14 protein-coding genes are annotated in these 17,448 nt (G+C 52.9%); 5 read left to right on the plus strand and 9 right to left on the minus strand.

Translation table 11 applies throughout. The annotated features are described in order from the left end of the window. Positions 1–283 precede the first annotated feature (283 nt). The 3 genes from galS to folE all read right to left on the minus strand — a co-directional run bounded on the left by galS (position 284) and on the right by folE (position 3,281). On the minus strand, positions 284–1,306 hold the full coding sequence (gene galS, locus ABVN44_RS03205; protein WP_000628631.1) for an HTH-type transcriptional regulator GalS: 1,023 nt from the start codon (positions 1,304–1,306) through the stop codon (positions 284–286). A gap of 149 nt (positions 1,307–1,455) precedes the next feature. Next, positions 1,456–2,598, minus strand: coding sequence for a DUF418 domain-containing protein YeiB (gene yeiB / locus ABVN44_RS03210; RefSeq protein WP_001518079.1), 1,143 nt, complete (start codon positions 2,596–2,598; stop codon positions 1,456–1,458). A 14-nt stretch (positions 2,599–2,612) separates the two neighbouring features. After that, positions 2,613–3,281, minus strand: a complete 669-nt coding sequence (gene folE / locus ABVN44_RS03215) for a GTP cyclohydrolase I FolE (RefSeq protein WP_001139611.1) — start codon at positions 3,279–3,281, stop codon at positions 2,613–2,615. A gap of 329 nt (positions 3,282–3,610) precedes the next feature. On the opposite strand from folE, the gene fghA reads away from it, so the two are divergent. Then, the gene (gene fghA / locus ABVN44_RS03220; protein WP_023232524.1) at positions 3,611–4,468 is read left to right on the plus strand and encodes an S-formylglutathione hydrolase; all 858 of its coding nucleotides are present in this window, start codon (positions 3,611–3,613) and stop codon (positions 4,466–4,468) included. Here fghA and ABVN44_RS03225 read toward each other — a convergent pair. Next, positions 4,457–4,846, minus strand: coding sequence for a helix-turn-helix domain-containing protein (locus ABVN44_RS03225; protein ID WP_000876817.1), 390 nt, complete (start codon positions 4,844–4,846; stop codon positions 4,457–4,459). The genes fghA and ABVN44_RS03225 overlap by 12 nt on opposite strands. A 4-nt stretch (positions 4,847–4,850) precedes the next feature. Further along, complete coding sequence (locus ABVN44_RS03230; RefSeq protein ID WP_021000519.1) at positions 4,851–6,218, minus strand: L-serine ammonia-lyase; 1,368 nt, start codon at positions 6,216–6,218, stop codon at positions 4,851–4,853. Between the two features lie 216 nt (positions 6,219–6,434). On the opposite strand from ABVN44_RS03230, the gene serB reads away from it, so the two are divergent. Both serB and ABVN44_RS03240 read left to right on the plus strand, forming a co-directional pair. Then, on the plus strand, positions 6,435–7,322 hold the full coding sequence (gene serB, locus ABVN44_RS03235; RefSeq protein ID WP_000022914.1) for a phosphoserine phosphatase SerB: 888 nt from the start codon (positions 6,435–6,437) through the stop codon (positions 7,320–7,322). A gap of 32 nt (positions 7,323–7,354) precedes the next feature. Beyond that, on the plus strand, positions 7,355–8,677 hold the full coding sequence (locus ABVN44_RS03240; protein WP_000023806.1) for an MFS transporter: 1,323 nt from the start codon (positions 7,355–7,357) through the stop codon (positions 8,675–8,677). A 43-nt stretch (positions 8,678–8,720) separates the two neighbouring features. Here the strand turns inward: ABVN44_RS03240 and cirA are convergent, their stop codons facing one another. The 3 genes from cirA to yieE form a co-directional block, all read right to left on the minus strand. Next, positions 8,721–10,712, minus strand: a complete 1,992-nt coding sequence (gene cirA / locus ABVN44_RS03245; RefSeq protein ID WP_000488255.1) for a catecholate siderophore receptor CirA — start codon at positions 10,710–10,712, stop codon at positions 8,721–8,723. Positions 10,713–11,058: 346 nt separating this feature from the next. Then, positions 11,059–12,528, minus strand: a complete 1,470-nt coding sequence (gene lysP / locus ABVN44_RS03250) for a lysine-specific permease (RefSeq protein ID WP_000534999.1) — start codon at positions 12,526–12,528, stop codon at positions 11,059–11,061. A gap of 189 nt (positions 12,529–12,717) precedes the next feature. Beyond that, positions 12,718–13,581 carry a DNA-binding transcriptional regulator YeiE gene (gene yieE / locus ABVN44_RS03255; RefSeq protein ID WP_000548316.1) on the minus strand — a complete coding sequence of 288 codons (864 nt, stop codon included), beginning with the start codon at positions 13,579–13,581 and terminating at the stop codon, positions 12,718–12,720. Positions 13,582–13,701: 120 nt separating this feature from the next. Between yieE and ABVN44_RS03260 the strand changes: the two genes are divergently transcribed. After that, positions 13,702–14,751: a YeiH family protein gene (locus ABVN44_RS03260; RefSeq protein ID WP_023232525.1), complete on the plus strand. Its 1,050-nt coding sequence runs from the start codon at positions 13,702–13,704 to the stop codon at positions 14,749–14,751. Between the two features lie 78 nt (positions 14,752–14,829). Next, positions 14,830–15,687: a deoxyribonuclease IV gene (gene nfo, locus ABVN44_RS03265; protein WP_023232526.1), complete on the plus strand. Its 858-nt coding sequence runs from the start codon at positions 14,830–14,832 to the stop codon at positions 15,685–15,687. A gap of 64 nt (positions 15,688–15,751) precedes the next feature. On the opposite strand, the gene fruA is transcribed toward nfo, so the two are convergent. Continuing rightward, positions 15,752–17,440 carry a PTS fructose transporter subunit IIBC gene (gene fruA / locus ABVN44_RS03270; RefSeq protein WP_023232527.1) on the minus strand — a complete coding sequence of 563 codons (1,689 nt, stop codon included), beginning with the start codon at positions 17,438–17,440 and terminating at the stop codon, positions 15,752–15,754. Positions 17,441–17,448 lie beyond the last annotated feature (8 nt).

A 17,448-nucleotide genomic window follows, 5' to 3' on the forward strand; every position in this document is an offset into this window, starting at 1 on the left:
AGCGGCGTTCAAAACGCTAACGCGTTTTGGCGAGCACTGCCCAGGACCAAAATGGCAAGTAAAATAGCCCTAATGGGATAAGCTCTTATTCAACTCTTTATTTTTGTCCGGTAGTCGCGGGATATTGTGATAACGGTTTTTATAAGCGAAATACCCCAGCAAAACTGACAACTAGCTGTTACACGTTAGTTACAGTGCGACAAACGTTGTCATCATAGCTATCACAATGTTAATAAACTGTGAATTTACTCACAGATTGAAAACGGTTACATGCGGGGCGTAATCAGTTAGTGATCAGTACCGCATTCTGTCGCCATGCCACCGAATGGCGCCGTACCAGGGTCGGCATGAAGCAGTGCGTCGCCGTGATATCCAGCGTGCCTGCAGCCCCCTGTAACGCCAGCTCGGTCGCGATTTTCGCCATAGAAGCAATAGGATAGCGCACGGTAGTCAACTGAGGATCGGTATAACGAGCAATAGGGATATCGTCGAAACCGATGACAGACAGATGCAAGGGAATGGCGATGCCGTTATCTTTTAACGCCGTCAGCGCGCCCGCCGCCATGTTATCGTTATAGGCAAATACCGCCGTCAGTTGCAGATTGCGTCCCAGCAACTCAACCATTGCCGACTCGCCGCCTTGCATGTCCGGCGTGCCGGTGCCTATCCAGCTCTCCGACGCAGCAATCCCCTGCTCTTGCAGCGCGTGTAACCACCCTTCTCTGCGCATCGCGTCATCTTCAATACGGTGGCTGGAGGCCAGGTAGCCGATGCGTTGATGTCCATTATTCAGCAACATTCGGGTCGCCATTCTGGCGCCGCTCACATTGTCGAGACAGACACAACGATGCGCATAACCCGGCACGATACGGTTAATCAGCACCATACCGGGGATCTGATCCATAAAGTCGCTCAGCTCGCGATCGGTTAAGGCTTTTGAGTGAACAATCAATGCGTTACAACGCTGACGGATCAAGACTTCAATCGCATGGCGCTCTTTTTCCGCCTCATGATAACTGTTGCCAATGAGAACATATTTCTGGTGCTGCTGCGCGACCAGATCTACGGCTTTCACCAGAGCGCCGAAAAAGGCATCGGAAACATCCATGACCACGACACCGATGGTATCGCTCACCTGGGTGGCCAGCGCTTGCGCATTCGCATTTGGCCGATATCCCAGCAGGGTGACGGCCTGCATAACGGCGTCACGGGTGTCGGGACTGACCAACGCGCTGTTATTCAGTACGCGGGAAACGGTCGCTACAGACACGCCAGCCTGGCGCGCTACATCACGAATGGTGATCATATTCACTGCCCTGTTTGAGTTCAAAAATGCTCACAAATGCCCCGTTAGCAGGCGGCTATTTTGTCAGCACCCTGCCCAGGGCTGCGTGAGAAACATCACAGGGATGGAAACGGTTACAGCCATTTTGTTAATGAATGTGATCCAGATCGTTATCTGAGCGATCCTGACGCGCGCAACGTGAGTTGACGCCATAACCACTCGACCGGTCCCTGTCGCCAGAAACGTAGCCAGATGACGGAAAAGAGAAGGTTTATTGCCCATACCGGAACGACAAAGAACAAGAGTTCCAGTCGATTGAATTTCATAAATAAGCCAAACTGATAAAACAGCGTGGTACAGATGATCGTCTGCAGCAAATAATTGGTCAGCGCCATTCGCCCTACGCAGGCAATGGCAAGCGTCAGTCTGCATCGGCTAAGCTGCGGCCAGAAGCCAAACATCAGCGCGGCATAGCCCAGCGTTTGCAACGGCGCGCTCAGTTCGCGCGGCGCCTGCAATAAGAAGGCGCACCAGCGATACGCCCAGTCCAGCCGCCATTGTAAAATGACCGCAGGCAGGTTGATCATTAGCCCTAACGCCACCAGCAGAACCCCGGTACGACGATAGTGCCGCAGACTGTACTGACCTTTCAGCCAGCCGCTACGCATTAGCGCGGCGCCCAGCAGCATCATACCTGCCAGTTGCCAGCCATACTGCGCGCCGAGCGCCAGTAAACTATTCGACAGCATCTCTGCCCGGTTGCTGATAGCCTCCATGCCGCCGTTCAGCTTCCAGTATTTTTCATACAATATTGCCGACGCATCCGGCGTCCAGGCGCGGCTGGTTTCGCTACTCGATACCACGCCCAGCAGCAGTAGCACGCCAATCCCGACCAGATAAAGGAGTATGCCGGTATTGAACAGGCTTTTTACCGAAGGCGCGTCGCGTACCAGTCGCCAGCAAATTAATCCGACCAGACCGTAGGCCAGCAGAATGTCGCCGTCCCAAAAGAATAACGCATGGATAAAACCTAACAGTACCAATAGCGTCAAGCGCGATTGAATCCACTGTTTACCACGCGGAAGCAGCATTTGTAGCCCCGCGCCAAACAACAACGCGAACAGCGTAAGAAACTTAGCCTGCGCCACAATATCGAGAATCGCCCAGGACCAGGCGTCTTCGGGAACGATCGCGCCGTACCAGGCGGGATTGAGATAAGCCGCCTTCGGCAATCCAAAGGCGCTAATGTTAAGAAGCAGGATACCGAGGATAGCGACGCCACGTACAAAATCCAGCGTGACATTACGCTCCATCGTCTCCGCCTTAATCATGGATGATGGCGAACGGCACGCAGAAACTCCTGGCGCGTATTCTGGCTGGACTTAAACAATCCACCCAGCGACGTCGTCGTCGTGGCGCTGGTTGCGTCACGAATACCGCGCGCTTTCACGCAGTAATGCACCGCATCAATCGATACCGCTACATTATTGGTGCCGAGCAAGGTTTGCAGCGCCGTCAGAATTTGTTGGGTCAAACGTTCCTGAACCTGCGGACGCTGGGCGAAGAATTGCACGATGCGGTTAATTTTCGACAGGCCGATCACGGAATCTTTGGGGATATACGCGACGGTCGCTTTGCCATCAATGGTCACGAAGTGATGTTCACAGGTGCTGGTCAGCGTGATATCGCGGACGGTGACCATTTCATCCACCTTCATTTTATTTTCAATGAGGGTAATTTTCGGGAAATTGGCATAGTCGAGGCCAGCGAAAATCTCGTCAACGTACATCTTAGCGATACGATGCGGCGTTTCCATCAGACTGTCATCGCTCAAATCGAGATTCAGCAACTGCATAATCTCAGTCATATGCCCTGCGATAAGGCTTTTTCGCGTTTCATTATCCAGTTCATCCATAGGCGGGCGCAGCGGCGTTTCCAGCCCCCGGGCAACCAGCGCGTCATGAACCAGGGCCGCTTCTTTACTGAGTGATGGCATTAATCGTGTTCTCCTGCAGGTGTGGCGCCTCTGCCCTGCATGGGGCAAAGTTTGTCAATATTGTGACAGTGTGATTATTGTGCGTGAGGTAGCGCACATAATCCAGTATTCACGCCCATAATTGTTGAAATTGTCGCTGCCTTTCATGACATCTTTTCCGGTGCGAGAATGCTGGCAGGACAAAGGGCATATTTGTTAACGCAACGTTATTTAAATGATGAAGCATGTTTATGTATTACGGAAGTGAAAGTTACTCACAACGCGGTGAATAATCTGTATTATGAAGAATCTGCATACCTTATCAGGTTCACCATAAAAGGAGCCCCCGCATGGAAATGCTCGAAGAGCACCGATGTTTTGGCGGCTGGCAGCAGCGCTGGCGTCATCATGCCGCCACGCTAAACTGCGCCATGACATTCAGCATTTTTCTTCCGCCGACTCAGGATAATGAACCGCCTCCGGTACTGTACTGGTTGTCCGGGTTGACCTGCAATGATGAGAATTTTACCACCAAAGCAGGCGCGCAGCGTATCGCAGCAGAACTGGGCATTGTATTGGTGATGCCGGATACCAGTCCACGCGGTGAACAGGTCGCCGACGATAGCGGATACGATTTAGGCCACGGCGCCGGGTTTTATCTCAATGCCACACAGCCGCCCTGGGCCAGCCATTATCGCATGTACGATTACCTGCGCGATGAGCTTCCGGCGCTTATCCAGACACAGTTTAACGTCAGCGACCGTTGCGCCATCAGCGGGCACTCGATGGGCGGCCACGGCGCATTAATCATGGCGCTGAAAAATCCGGGCAAATACACCAGCGTCTCTGCTTTTGCGCCTATCGTCAACCCCAGCCGCGTGTCGTGGGGAATCAAAGCGCTTACCGCTTATCTCGGCGAAGATGAATCAGCCTGGACTGAGTGGGATAGCTGCGAATTAATGCTGGCCAGCCAGCCGCAGGACGCCATTCCTGTGCTCATCGATCAGGGCGACAGCGATCAATTCCTCGCCGATCAGCTTCAGCCCGCCGTACTGGCGGAAGCCGCGCGGCAAACCGCCTGGCCGATGACGCTACGAATCCAGCCTGGCTACGATCATAGCTATTATTTTATTGCGTCCTTCATCGAGGACCATCTGCGCTTTCATGCCCGGTATTTACGGGACGAGCGTGAGACGTCACCAACATAATGAATTTTCCAGCGCCGCGCTGTAGTTCACCTCCTCCGACTGCGGCGCGGAAGATTTATTATTTAAATCCGCGGCCTGCTGGCGTACCTGAAGGCGGCCGCTGCCCTCTCCGCCTTCATAACTTTCGTGAAAATTACGCAGCTCGGATTCAAACAGCACCGCATCAAGATTATGCAACTTATCCAGCGCCCGCAGGAGAGAAATTAACGTATCAAGATTGAGCCCTCCCCCCTTCTCGATACGCTTGATGGTGGCAATACCAACGTGCGCGCGATCGGCAAGCTGCTGCTGGGTCATCGAAAGAGACAGACGCGTCTCCTTTAAGCGGGCGCACAACGACAGGATAATCTCGTCGTTATTCATCGTATTGTATTTCACGCTGTTACCCTCTCTTGCGCGGCTGAATTTTCCCCAGCGAACCATGATACGTTTCACGGTATTTAGCGCTCATGTCTTTACCGGTCTCGTACATCGCAGCAATGATCTCATCGAGCGAAATACAGGGTTCGCTTACGCGACTCATCGCCATCGTCGCCGCGTTTATCGCTTTCACGGCAGAGATGGCGTTTCTCTCTATGCAGGGAATTTGTACCTGCCCGCCCAGCGGATCGCAGGTCAATCCCAGATGATGTTCCATGGCAATTTCAGCGGCGCTCAGCGTTTGCTCCACGGATGCGCCCATCAGTTCAGCCAGGCCCGCCGCCGCCATTGAGCACGCCACGCCGATTTCCCCCTGACAGCCAACTTCAGATCCCAGAATAGAGGCGTTTTGTTTAAACAACATCGCGATAGCGGCGGCGGTCAGGAAGAAACGGGTCAGAGCACCGGGCTCCAGCGGCGTGACAAATTTATCATACCAGCAGAGCGCTGCCGGAATGATGCCGCACGCGCCATTGGTTGGCGCGGTAACAATCTGTCCGCCGCTGGCATTTTCTTCGCTTACCGCAATCGCGAAGGCATTGACCCAGTTCAGCGCGGTTAAAAAATCGCTGGCGGAACGGTTCGCCTGTAACGTCTTATGTAACGCACAGGCGCGCCGCGGTACCTGATAGGGACCGGGTAATACCCCCTCAGTATGCAGGCCGCGATAAACCGCCTGCTGCATCACGTCCCATATTTGCGCCAGATAATTCTGCAACGTCTGTGGCGAGTGGCGGCACAGCTCATTTTTCATCATCAGCGCCGCCACGGACAGGCCATTACGTCGGCACAGCGCCAGCAACTGCGCGGCATGACTAAATTCAAAGGGCGACACTGTACGCAAAGGAAGCGATGGCGTCAGCGGCTCGCCATGTTTGCGAACTTGTCCGGCGCCGGTCGAAAACCAGGTCTCTTCATACACCGTGAAATAATCATCTCTGGCGCGAAACGTCATGGCATAAGGATGGCCTGGATGCGCCTGGTGATTGGCGATAATCTTGACTTTTATCGTGATTCCGCCCGCGTCGGAGAGCGGGAGTTCGATTTTGTTTTCATTTTCCGCACGCTTAATCACCGCCATATGCGAACGGAGATCGACATTCTCCGGCTGGCAACCCAGCAGCCCAAGATACAGGGCGGTATCCACATTGTGGCACTTGCGGCTTAACGATAACGCGCCATACAGCTCGATTTCAATTTCCCGAATTAGCGGCAACGTCTCTTGTTCTCTGAGCAATGAAATAAAGTGACAGGCGGCGCGCATCGGCCCTACGGTACGTGAGCTGGATGGACCTATTACTATTTTGAATATATCAAGGCAACTCTCCATCGTTATATCAATCCTTTCAGTCTCATTCGCGTTCAGTAATAAATAACATCCTCGCACAGTTGGCATATCAAAAGTGATACCTTTTGTGTCTGAACTTTACCTGGTATCAAAAACAACGCTTTTTTAGCCCTTTTCTGGCTGTGATATCTGTGATAGCACGAGATTCCACGCCGCAAAAGAGCCATTATAATACCCGTAAATTAAGGGAGTTATCATATGAGCATTATTTATTTTATTACTACACAGGATATCGATACGTTTCAGAAAAAATTACAGGAAACGTTATTTAATGCCGTCACCATGCCATTTCCGCTATTATTTGATAAACGTTATGCCGCGCTTATCAATACCGCTTATTTAAAGCTTACGCTGCCAGCGGAATGTCTGACGCCTGAATTTTATCGCTATTTACGCGAACTCTCATTGCAATGGCAGTTTGATTTTTTTATTAAGCCGCAGCCACTGCCTGCTAACGGTATTATCGCGTTTGATATGGACTCGACATTTATTGCGGAAGAAGGCGTGGATGAAATTGCCCGCGAGCTTGGCATGTCGACGCAAATCACCGCCATTACCCAACAGGCGATGGAGGGCAAGCTTGATTTTAACGCCAGTTTTACCCGACGTATCGGAATGTTGAAAGGCACACCGAAAGCAGTGCTGAACGCCGTATGCGATCGCATGACCCTTTCGCCAGGCCTGTTAACTATTCTGCCAGTCATCAAGGCCAAAGGATTTAAAACCGCGATTATCTCCGGGGGACTGGATATATTCACCCAGCGTCTAAAAGAACGGTATCAACTGGATTATGCCTTTTCGAATACGGTTGAAATACGCGATAACGTTCTGACGGATAACATTACCTTGCCGATTATGAACGCCGCAAACAAAAAACAGACGCTGGTTGACCTGGCTGCCCGGTTAAATATTGCCACGGAGAATATTATTGCCTGCGGCGATGGCGCCAACGATCTGCCGATGTTAGAACATGCTGGCACCGGTATTGCCTGGAAAGCGAAGCCGGTTGTACGGGAAAAAATCCACCATCAGATTAATTATCACGGTTTCGAATTGCTTCTTTTTCTTATTGAAGATGAATTATAACGCGACTCACCTCGCCGGAAGGGAATTTTAAAATGAGTATAAAAACATTTATTTTCAGCCAGCCCGATAAGCCGATTGTAAAAGAGAAAAAAGAGATAGACCAGACCTATAAAAAATTTCGTTTTGAGATTATCGCCTCGGTCTTTATCTCTTATGCCGTCTTTTATCTTACCCGTAAAAACTTCTCCGCCGCGATGCCGGCCATGCTGACGGAAACGTCGCTGACCGCAGAAGACTTCGCCATTATGTCTTCTATTTTTTACATTCTTTATGGCGCGATGAAGTTTGTCGGCGGGATGTTGGTCGATAAAATTAACCCGAAAGCCATGACCGGCCCAGTGCTGATTGGCGTGGGGATTGTAAATATTCTGTTCGGCTTTTCCGACAGCGTGGCGGCATTCTACGTGCTGTACAGTCTCAACGCGATCTTACAGGGCACCAGCTTTCCGCCGATGGCGAAAATTATGGCCTCGTGGTTTTCGAAAAACGAACGGGGACGCTGGTGGGCTATCGTTGAAGCGGCGCACAATATCGGCGGCAGCCTCGCGCCGCTGCTGACCAGTTTTGCTATCGCCTTTAGCGGTAGCTGGAAAATGGGATTTTATGTTCCCGGCGCCATTTCGCTGCTGATGGGGATAGTGGCGCTATTTACCATTAAAGATCGTCCCGGTACGTTAGGTTTGCCCAACGTGGGGCAGTGGCGTAACGACCCGACGGAACTGGCCCAGGTCAAGGCCAGCCCGGTCAACCTGAGCTTCTGGCAGATTTTTGTGAAATATATCCTGACCAATCCACTGGTATGGATCATTATTATCGGTGATATGTCGGTTTATATTGCGCGCACTATCCTTAACGACTGGCCGCAGATTTACTATTCGCAGGTTCACGGCTGGAGCCTGATAAAAGCGAACTCGATTATTTCCTGGTTTGAGGCGGGCGGACTGGCAGGTGGGTTGCTGGCAGGCTACTTGTCTGACTTTATGTTCAAAAGTAACCGCTGGATGACCGGATTAATCTTCGCGTTAGCGCTGTGCATATGCATCGTGCTGGTGCCGCTGGTTCAGGATACCTCTTACACCCTCACCGCGATTCTGTTCACCATCATGGGCTTCGCCTTATACGGACCGCATATGCTTTTTGCCGTCGGCTGTCTGGATGTAACCCATAAGGATGCGGCGGGATCGATTACCGGCTTTCGGGGATTGTTCAGCTATGTCGGCGCGGCAATGGCCGGTGTGCCGGTAATTATGGTGAAAAATAGCTGGGCGTGGTCGGGCGTTTATATCTATGCGTTAATCGCCATTCTGCTAACGACTCTGTCGCTGGCGCTGCTCTCCAGGCTGCATCGGTTATAACATTCTGGCGACAGCGGCAAAACGCGGCTGTCGCCAGTCTCTGTCAGAAACGGTAATCCACCGCCATAAAGTAACGACGTCCGTCTTCGGTATAACCGTAGTCGTCGCGTTTGAGATCTTTATCGCCCACGTTCAGAACGCCCGCACGCAGTTTAACGTTTTTCGTCGCCTGCCATGCCGCGCCGGTATCCCAGACCACGTACCCGCCCGGCGTTTTCGCTGTTGCGCTGTCGGCCCGCTTACGCCCGGTATAATTCCCTGATACGTAGAATGACCAGTCTTCGAGCTGCACCGGTTTCCAGTCCAGCGTACCGTTCGCGGTGTGGAACGGCAGATCGGAAAGCGGCTTGTTCCCGCCATTACTGACGTCGCGTCCGTCGTTATAGGTGTAATTCAACGACAGTTTCCACGCCTCGTTAAACGGAACTTTCAACTCGGTTTCCACGCCCTGAATACGCGCTTTATTCACGTTGTAATAACGGAAGACCGGAACGCGCTGTCCCCGACTGTTGGTTTCGAAACCGACAAAGTTGGAATAGCCGGGCGCGGCGTTAACGTCAGGGGTACGACTAATGCTGATGCGATTGTCCACATCGTTACGGAACGTAGTAACGCTCGCTTCCACGCCCTCCAGTATGCCTTCTTCGCCACGGTAATAAAGGCCGAGCTCCCAGCTTTCACTGGTTTCAGGTTTCAGATCCGGGCTACCGACAATGCGGCATCCGCCACGGCAGGAGTTGGTCGCCCAGTCCGGACTTAATTGCAATAGCGACGGCGCTTTAAAGGCCGTGGCCCACCCACCTTTCACCGTCAGGGTATCCGTTGCGTTATAGACCAGATAAGCACGCGGGCTCCAGTGATCGCCATAGGTTTCATGGTCATCCATACGAATACCGGTGGTCAGCGCCAGCGGTTCGAAGATGCGCCACTCATCTTCAAGGAACAGAGCATACTGGCTGGCGGAGGTTTTAGTACTGGAACCGCCGGTCAGGTTCACCGCATCGCTCAGTTTATCGTGACGCCATTCGCCGCCGAAGGTGAGGAACTGGTTGACAGACGCTAACGGCAGAACGTATTTCCCGTCAATCGAATTGCTTTCTGACGTGATAGGGCTACTGTTGCCGGGGTTTTTGTTTTCCACTTTTTCGCCGTAGAATTTGAGCTCACTATTGCCGAGATCCCAACGTCCGTTATGGCTCAACGCGTAGTTTTGCCGTTCCAGACGGTTTTTATCCAGCGAGTCGGAGTCCCGGTCCTGGCGATCAAAACCGTAGCCTGCGGTAACGTCATGATTTTCGTTTGGTGTCCAGGCAAACTCGACGTTTCCATCCCGGCTGGTAAATCCTTCAATACGCGGCGTTTCACCCGTAGCGGTGGTGGCGGAACTCTGCTGCTCGTCTTTTTCGCGTTTCGCCAGGCTACCGTAGGCTTTCATTCCCAGCACGCCGTCGATCAGCGGACCGCTGGTAAAGAACTGACCGTTATAAGTATCGCCACGGTCGCGATGTTCCTGAATAGTGGAGTCAACCGTGACGCTGCCGTGCCATTTCTGACCAATTTTTTTGGTGATAATGTTGACCACGCCGCCCAGCGCATCGGAGCCATACAGCGAGGACATGGGGCCACGCACCACTTCAATGCGTTCGATAGCGTCAACCGGTATCCAGTTCAGATCAAAATCATTATGGCGGAAGACCGCGTTACGGGAGTTAACGCGCTTACCGTCGATCAGGATCAGCGTATAACTGCTGTCCAGACCACGAATACTCACGCCTTTACGGTTATCCCCTTCGTTAGTGAGCTGTACGCCCGGCACCTCTTTCAGGACATCTTTCAGGTTTTGCACGGGCCTGCGCTGTAAATCTTGTTGGGTAATGACGCTGATACTTGCTGGCGCATCTTTCAGATTTTGTTCGATGGCGGACGCGGTAACGACCATGGTTTCACCATCATCCGTTGCCGCGGCAACCGGCCAGGCCAACGTAACTGCGGACATACAAAGCCCTACCCGAACGAAAGGGTTAAACCTAAACATTCCATTTCTCCATGAGGTAAATACGACAAAAAAAATCGGTTATCGCTCACAACGCATTACGTTTCGCCTGCGATAACGGTTATCACGGCGAACTCTTTTTATGCAGGCGAGTCGGGCTCATGAGTGACGGTCGCGCCCGAATCTTCATCCTTTCTGATTTCGAGCGTAACGATAAAGCAAACGATAATAATTATCAATTTAATTGTTAATAATTATGTCATTTGAACCAATCATAAAGAAAAAACAAAAAACCCTCTCGAATGAGAGGGTTAGAAGGGTCAGGTTCAGGCAGTCCGTGCCGGATGGCGGCATAAAGCCTTATCCGGCCTATGACGAGAATACTACGTTACTTTTTAACGCGTTCCGGGAAGTGCATTTCGCTATAGCGCACAAAATGCGTACCTTTTATCAGCTTGTAGCCGAACCAGATAAGCAGGAACAGCGGAATACCGATATAGGTCGCCGCGACGCCGCCCCAGTCGATGGTATCTTTCAGGAACGCTTCATAGTTCTGCCCCAACGTAATAATCAGGCACAGTACAAAGGCGAAAATCGGCCCCAGCGGGAAGAACCCGGAACGGTACGGCAAATCATTCACATCATACCCTTGTATCACGTAACCGCGACGGAAGCGATAATGGCTAATGGCAATCCCCAGCCAGGCGATGAAGCCCGTCATACCGGAGGTGTTCAACAGCCACAGATAGACCGTCTGGTTGCCGAACATTGAGGTCAAAAAGCAAAGACCGGCAATCACGGTGGTGGCATAAAGCGCATTGCGCGGTACGCCGCCGCGGGACAATTTCGCAAAAATACGCGGGGCCTTACCGTCACAGGCCAGGGTGTAGAGCATACGGGTCGAGGCATACATCCCGGAGTTACCCGCAGACAGTACCGCCGTCAGGATAACCGCATTCATTATCGCCGCCGCAGACAACAAGCCCGCATGCTGGAACACTAAGGTAAACGGACTGACGCTAATGTCTTTGACGTCGTTACGCAGCAGGTTTGGATCGGTATAAGGAATGATCAGGCTGATAATCAAAATCGCGAAAACATAAAACAGCAGAATACGCCAGAACACCTGACGCACCGCGCGCGGAATATTCTTCTCCGGGTTTTCAGATTCCCCGGCGGCAATACCAATCAGCTCAGTTCCCTGGAAAGAGAAGCCCACGATCATCGCGACGCCAATCATTGCCGCAAAACCGCCAGCAAAAGGCGCATCGCCCGTCGTCCAGTTGCTCCAGCCGACCGGCTCAACACCTTTAAAGATACCGATAATCATCGCTACGCCAACGATGATGAAGATAATAACGGTCGCGACTTTAATTAACGAGAACCAGTACTCCGCCTCGCCAAAACCGCGCACGGAAATGTAGTTCAGCAAGAAAATGACGCAGAGGAATAGCGCGCTCCAGATCCAGCCCGGCGTGTCCGGGAACCACCAGCCCATCACCAATTGTGCGGCAACCAGGTCAACAGCGATAGTCACCGCCCAGTTGTACCAGTAGTTCCAGCCTAGCGCGAAACCAAAGCCTTCTTCCACATAGTTCTGACCATATGTCGCAAACGAGCCAGATACCGGCATATAGGCCGCCAGCTCGCCAAGACTGGTCATCAGGAAGTAGACCATCAAACCAATCAGAATATAAGAAAACAGCGCGCCGCCTGGCCCCGCCTGAGAAATTGTCGCACCAGATGCAACGAAAAGACCTGTCCCGATGGAGCCGCCAATGGCAATCATCGTCAGGTGACGCGCCTTTAATTCGCGACGTAGCGCGGGCGCTTCTGTGGTTTTAGTTTTGGAACCCATGTGAAAATGCTATCCATCCAAAAAATGAGGCGCGATTGTAACAGACGAAATACTATCCTTCCGACACAAATGCGCGGTTATAAGAGACCTTCATGACCGGCCACGGATTATAAGTAAAGCAGAGAATAACGTATACGTAAGCGGATACTAAAAATGGCGATGCCGCCCGGGCAGCCCTCCTCTTCACCTTTATTCACAGTAACTCAAAAAACGCTGCAACGCGTTAGAAAGATGTTTCTGCCGATGATGAACACGCCACAACGTGCGCACAAGGCGCGGTAACGGCACCGCGACTTCGCCCAGGGTTCCCGCCTGGAGTTGTTCAGCAATCACCCGGCGCGATAAACAGCTTATCCCCAGTCCATGACGCACCGCATGTTTGATCGCTTCTGAATTCCCCAACTCCATCGCCATATGAAAGCGCGGCAAATGCGACAACAGCAAATAATCGACAATTTCCCGCGTACCGGAACCGCGCTCGCGTAAAATCCATGGGGATGCCGCAAGCTGTTCCAGCGTCACCGGCCCCTGCGTCAGCGGCGAGGACGGCGCGGCAAAGACCACCAGCTCATCTTCCAGCCACGGCTCAGAAATAATCTCTGTACTGTGACATGGTCCTTCAATCAGGCCGATATCAACCCGAAAATCCAGCACCGCGTTAATCACGTCCTGGCTGTTTCCCACGCTGAGTTCCAGCGGTAAGGCCGGATAATGCTGGCGATAGCGGGCAATCATGGCGGGTAAAATGTAATTGCCGATGGTGCTACTGGCATAAACCCGTATCGCGCCGTTATCTTCACGAAATAGCTGCTCAATTTCTACCGCTTGCTCCAGCAATGCCAGCGCGCGCGGGTATAACAAGCGCCCATGTTCGTTGACCACCAGCCGTTTCCCCACCCGATCAAACAACTGTACGCCGAGCTGACCTTCCAGATCGGTGAGTGCGGCGCTAACGGCGGACTGCGATAATGACAGCATGACCGACGCCTGGGTTGTTGAACCGCTTTTCAGTACTTCAGCAAACACTTCAAGTTGTCGTAGCGTAATATGCATAGTCGTATCCCACCGATAGCGTTTCACTTACCACTTATAAAGATTAATTATAAATATATAATCAATTTTATTTTTAAACCAGATCACCGTAACCTTATTGTCCATATACAGGAGAAGGTTATGACAGAACTCACCTTGCAGAATCATCGTCGTACAATGTGGCATTTTATACCGGGGCTCGCTCTGAGCGCCGTCATTACAGGAGTCGCCCTGTGGGGCGGCGCTATCCCTGCCGTTGCAGGCGCGGGGTTCAGCGCCCTGACCCTGGCTATCCTGCTGGGTATGGTTATCGGGAATACCGTCTATCCACAAATATGGAAACAATGCGACGGCGGCGTGCTGTTTGCAAAACAACATCTGCTGCGTTTAGGGATTATCCTTTACGGCTTCCGCCTTACCTTTTCACAAATCGCCGATGTGGGCATTAGCGGTATTGTGATTGACGTATTAACGCTTTCCAGCACGTTCATGCTGGCCTGCTTCTTAGGCCAAAAAGTCTTTGGTCTGGACAGGCATACCAGCTGGCTGATTGGCGCCGGTAGCAGTATCTGCGGCGCGGCGGCGGTACTGGCGACAGAACCGGTGGTAAAAGCGGAAGCCAGTAAGGTTACTGTAGCCGTCGCGACTGTCGTTATTTTCGGCACCATCGCTATTTTCCTTTACCCGGCAATGTATCCGCTGCTGGCGCGCTGGTTCAGCCCGGAAACTTACGGCATCTATATCGGCTCAACCATGCATGAAGTCGCGCAAGTGGTCGCCGCGGGTCATGCCGTTAGCCCGGATGCGGAAAATGCGGCAGTTATCGCTAAGATGCTGCGTGTCATGATGCTGGCGCCGTTCCTGATCATTCTGGCGGCGCGCGTTAAACAGCTTTCACCGGCGACCGGCGCGGAAAAAAGCAAAATTACCATTCCGTGGTTTGCTATTTTCTTCATCGTAGTGGCGATCTTCAACTCTTTCCACCTGCTGCCGAAAGCCGTGGTGGATATGCTGGTGACGCTGGACACGGTGCTGCTGGCGATGGCAATGGCGGCGTTGGGTCTGACCACTCACGTTAGCGCATTGAAAAAAGCGGGGGCGAAACCGCTGCTGATGGCGCTGGCATTATTCGCCTGGCTGATTATTGGCGGTGGCGCCATTAACGTCCTAATCCATAGCCTTATCGCATAAATTATTACGTTTCACGCCTGTTAACCCGTTATCATAGCGTTCGTAATGAACCGTTAGCGGGTTTAACAGGAGTCTTTTATGAAATACATCGGAGCGCACGTCAGCGCTGCTGGCGGTCTGGCTAACGCCCCTGCCCGCGCGGCTGAAATTGGCGCAACGGCCTTTGCGCTTTTCACAAAAAACCAGCGTCAGTGGCGTGCCGCCCCCCTTACTCCCCAGGTCATTGATGACTTTAAAATCGCCTGTGAAAAGTATCATTTCTCGGCGGCGCAAATTCTTCCCCACGATAGTTACCTGATTAATCTGGGCCATCCGGTCAGTGAAGCGCTGGAAAAATCACGCGATGCCTTTCTCGATGAAATGCAGCGCTGTGAACAACTCGGCTTAACCTTGCTTAATTTTCATCCCGGTAGCCATCTGATGCAGATTGCACAGGAGGATTGCCTGGCGCGGATCGCGGAATCCATCAATATTGCCCTCGCGCAGACCGAGGGCGTTACGGCGGTTATCGAAAATACAGCCGGTCAGGGCAGTAATCTGGGGTTTGAGTTTGAACAGTTAGCCGCCATCATCGACGGCGTGGAAGATAAGTCGCGCGTTGGCGTCTGTATCGATACCTGCCATGCCTTTGCCGCCGGATACGATCTGCGTACGCCAGAGGCGTGCGAAAAAACATTCGCCGGATTCGGGAAAATTGTCGGATTTCAGTATTTGCGCGGAATGCACCTGAACGACGCCAAAAGCGCCTTCGGTAGCCGCGTTGACCGCCATCACAGTCTGGGTGAAGGCAATATCGGCCACGATGCGTTTCGTTGGATTATGCAGGATGCGCGTTTTGACGGTATTCCGCTGATACTGGAGACCATCAATCCTGATATCTGGGCGGAAGAGATTGCGTGGTTAAAAGCCCAGCAAATTGCCGAAGCGATGGCCTGACGCTCAATGTTCTTCAGGCAATAAAAAAGGCAGAGCGCGCTCTGCCTTTTTTAGCGTGTTTCTCTTATGCCGCTTTTGCCGCGACTTCCGTCTCCGGACGTTTCAGGACGGCATAAGCCAGCCCTGCCACCAGCGTACCGGCCACAATTGCCAGCAGGTATCCCAATACCGGCGTAATTGCGCCAGGGATTAACAGCACAAACAGACCGCCGTGTGGCGCCATCAATTTTGCGCCTACCGCCATAGAAATGGCCCCGGTCAACGCGCCGCCAACGATACAGCACGGCAGTACACGCATCGGGTCGCGTGCCGCAAACGGAATAGCGCCTTCAGTGATAAAGCACAGCCCCAGCACCAACGCCGCTTTACCGCCTTCCTGCTGCGCTTTGTCGAACTTACGACGCGCCACCATCGTTGCCAGACCCAGCGCTAACGGCGGTACCATACCTGCGGCCATGATCGCCGCCATCGGCGCGTAAGTTTGCGTACTCAGCAGACCAACGCCAAACGCATACGCCGCTTTGTTCACCGGGCCGCCCATATCGGTACACATCATCCCGCCGAGAATCGCGCCCAGCAGCACCGCGTTTGCCGTCCCCATGGTTTGCAACCAGTGGGTGAGCCCTTCCAGAATCCCGGCAACCGGTTTACCGATCAGGTAAATCATCGCCAGCCCCACCACCAGACTGGAAATTAACGGGATGATCAGGATTGGCTTCAGCGCTTCCATACTTTGCGGAAGTTTCAGTTTGGTACTGATAAGCTTCGCCATATACCCGGCAAGGAAGCCGGCAATGATCCCGCCGATAAAACCGGAACCGGTGCTAACCGCCAGCATACCGCCAATCAGACCTGGCGTAAGGCCTGGGCGATCCGCGATGGAGAAAGCGATATAACCCGCCAGTACCGGCACCATCAGCGCAAACGCCGAACCGCCGCCAATCTGCATCAGCGCCGCCGCCAGCGTGTCCGGCACCTTAAAGGCTTCAATACCAAAAGCGAAGGAAAGCGCAATACACAGTCCCCCGGCAACCACCATAGGCAGCATGTAAGAAACGCCCGTCAACAGATGCCGGTATGCGCCAGCGCTCTCTTTCTTCCCTTCGGTCGCCGCTTGCGATGCCTTACCCGCCGGTTGATACGGCGTCGCTTCCGCTACGGCTTTATCCAGCTCCTGCGCCGTCTTTTTCAGCGCCAGGCCGGTCGACGTGCGGTACATCGGGAGACCGGCAAACTTCGCCAGATCCACTTCGATATCCGCCGCCACAATCACTAAATCCGCTTCCGCCACCTCTTCCGGGGTGATGGCATTGCCGGCCCCCACGGAGCCGCGCGTTTCGACTTTTACCCACCAGCCGCGTTTTTTCGCTTCTGTTTCAATGGCTTCAGCCGCCATAAAAGTATGAGCGACGCCGGTCGGGCAGGCCGTTACCGCGACCACGCGTTTCGGACCGCCGCTCGCCGCAGGAACAGCCGCAGCAGGGGCGCTGTAAGGGGTCGCATGGCTTTTGGCTTCACTCAGAAACAGTTCCGGATGCGCGACGGCGCGACCAATATCCCCCAGCCAAACCTTTTTGCCGTTCAGAGCATTGTCGTGCGGCAGAGATTCGCCCAGCACGATCGCCAGCTCAGCATCATTCGGATTGTCGATAATTTCCAGATTTGCTTTATGCGCCGCCGCTCCAAGCAGGGTTTTCGCCATGTAAGCGCGAGCCTGGCCGAGATTAGCGTCAATTATCAGCAGCGTTTTCATTATGCCTC

The organism is Salmonella sp. SJTUF15570 (assembly GCF_043357055.1).
Taxonomy (GTDB): Bacteria; Pseudomonadota; Gammaproteobacteria; order Enterobacterales; family Enterobacteriaceae; genus Salmonella; species Salmonella enterica.

Bases quoted from the DNA above. Each gene is read 5' to 3' on its own strand.
- galS (WP_000628631.1), bottom strand. From the start codon at position 1,306: ATGATCACCATTCGTGATGTAGCGCGCCAGGCTGGCGTGTCTGTAGCG.
- serB (WP_000022914.1), top strand. From the start codon at position 6,435: ATGAGCATTATTTATTTTATTACTACACAGGATATCGATACGTTTCAG.
- folE (WP_001139611.1), bottom strand. From the start codon at position 3,281: ATGCCATCACTCAGTAAAGAAGCGGCCCTGGTTCATGACGCGCTGGTT.
- ABVN44_RS03240 (WP_000023806.1), top strand. From the start codon at position 7,355: ATGAGTATAAAAACATTTATTTTCAGCCAGCCCGATAAGCCGATTGTA.
- ABVN44_RS03260 (WP_023232525.1), top strand. From the start codon at position 13,702: ATGACAGAACTCACCTTGCAGAATCATCGTCGTACAATGTGGCATTTT.
- fghA (WP_023232524.1), top strand. From the start codon at position 3,611: ATGGAAATGCTCGAAGAGCACCGATGTTTTGGCGGCTGGCAGCAGCGC.
- yeiB (WP_001518079.1), bottom strand. From the start codon at position 2,598: ATGGAGCGTAATGTCACGCTGGATTTTGTACGTGGCGTCGCTATCCTC.
- ABVN44_RS03230 (WP_021000519.1), bottom strand. From the start codon at position 6,218: ATGGAGAGTTGCCTTGATATATTCAAAATAGTAATAGGTCCATCCAGC.
- nfo (WP_023232526.1), top strand. From the start codon at position 14,830: ATGAAATACATCGGAGCGCACGTCAGCGCTGCTGGCGGTCTGGCTAAC.
- yieE (WP_000548316.1), bottom strand. From the start codon at position 13,581: ATGCATATTACGCTACGACAACTTGAAGTGTTTGCTGAAGTACTGAAA.
- lysP (WP_000534999.1), bottom strand. From the start codon at position 12,528: ATGGGTTCCAAAACTAAAACCACAGAAGCGCCCGCGCTACGTCGCGAA.
- fruA (WP_023232527.1), bottom strand. From the start codon at position 17,440: ATGAAAACGCTGCTGATAATTGACGCTAATCTCGGCCAGGCTCGCGCT.
- cirA (WP_000488255.1), bottom strand. From the start codon at position 10,712: ATGTTTAGGTTTAACCCTTTCGTTCGGGTAGGGCTTTGTATGTCCGCA.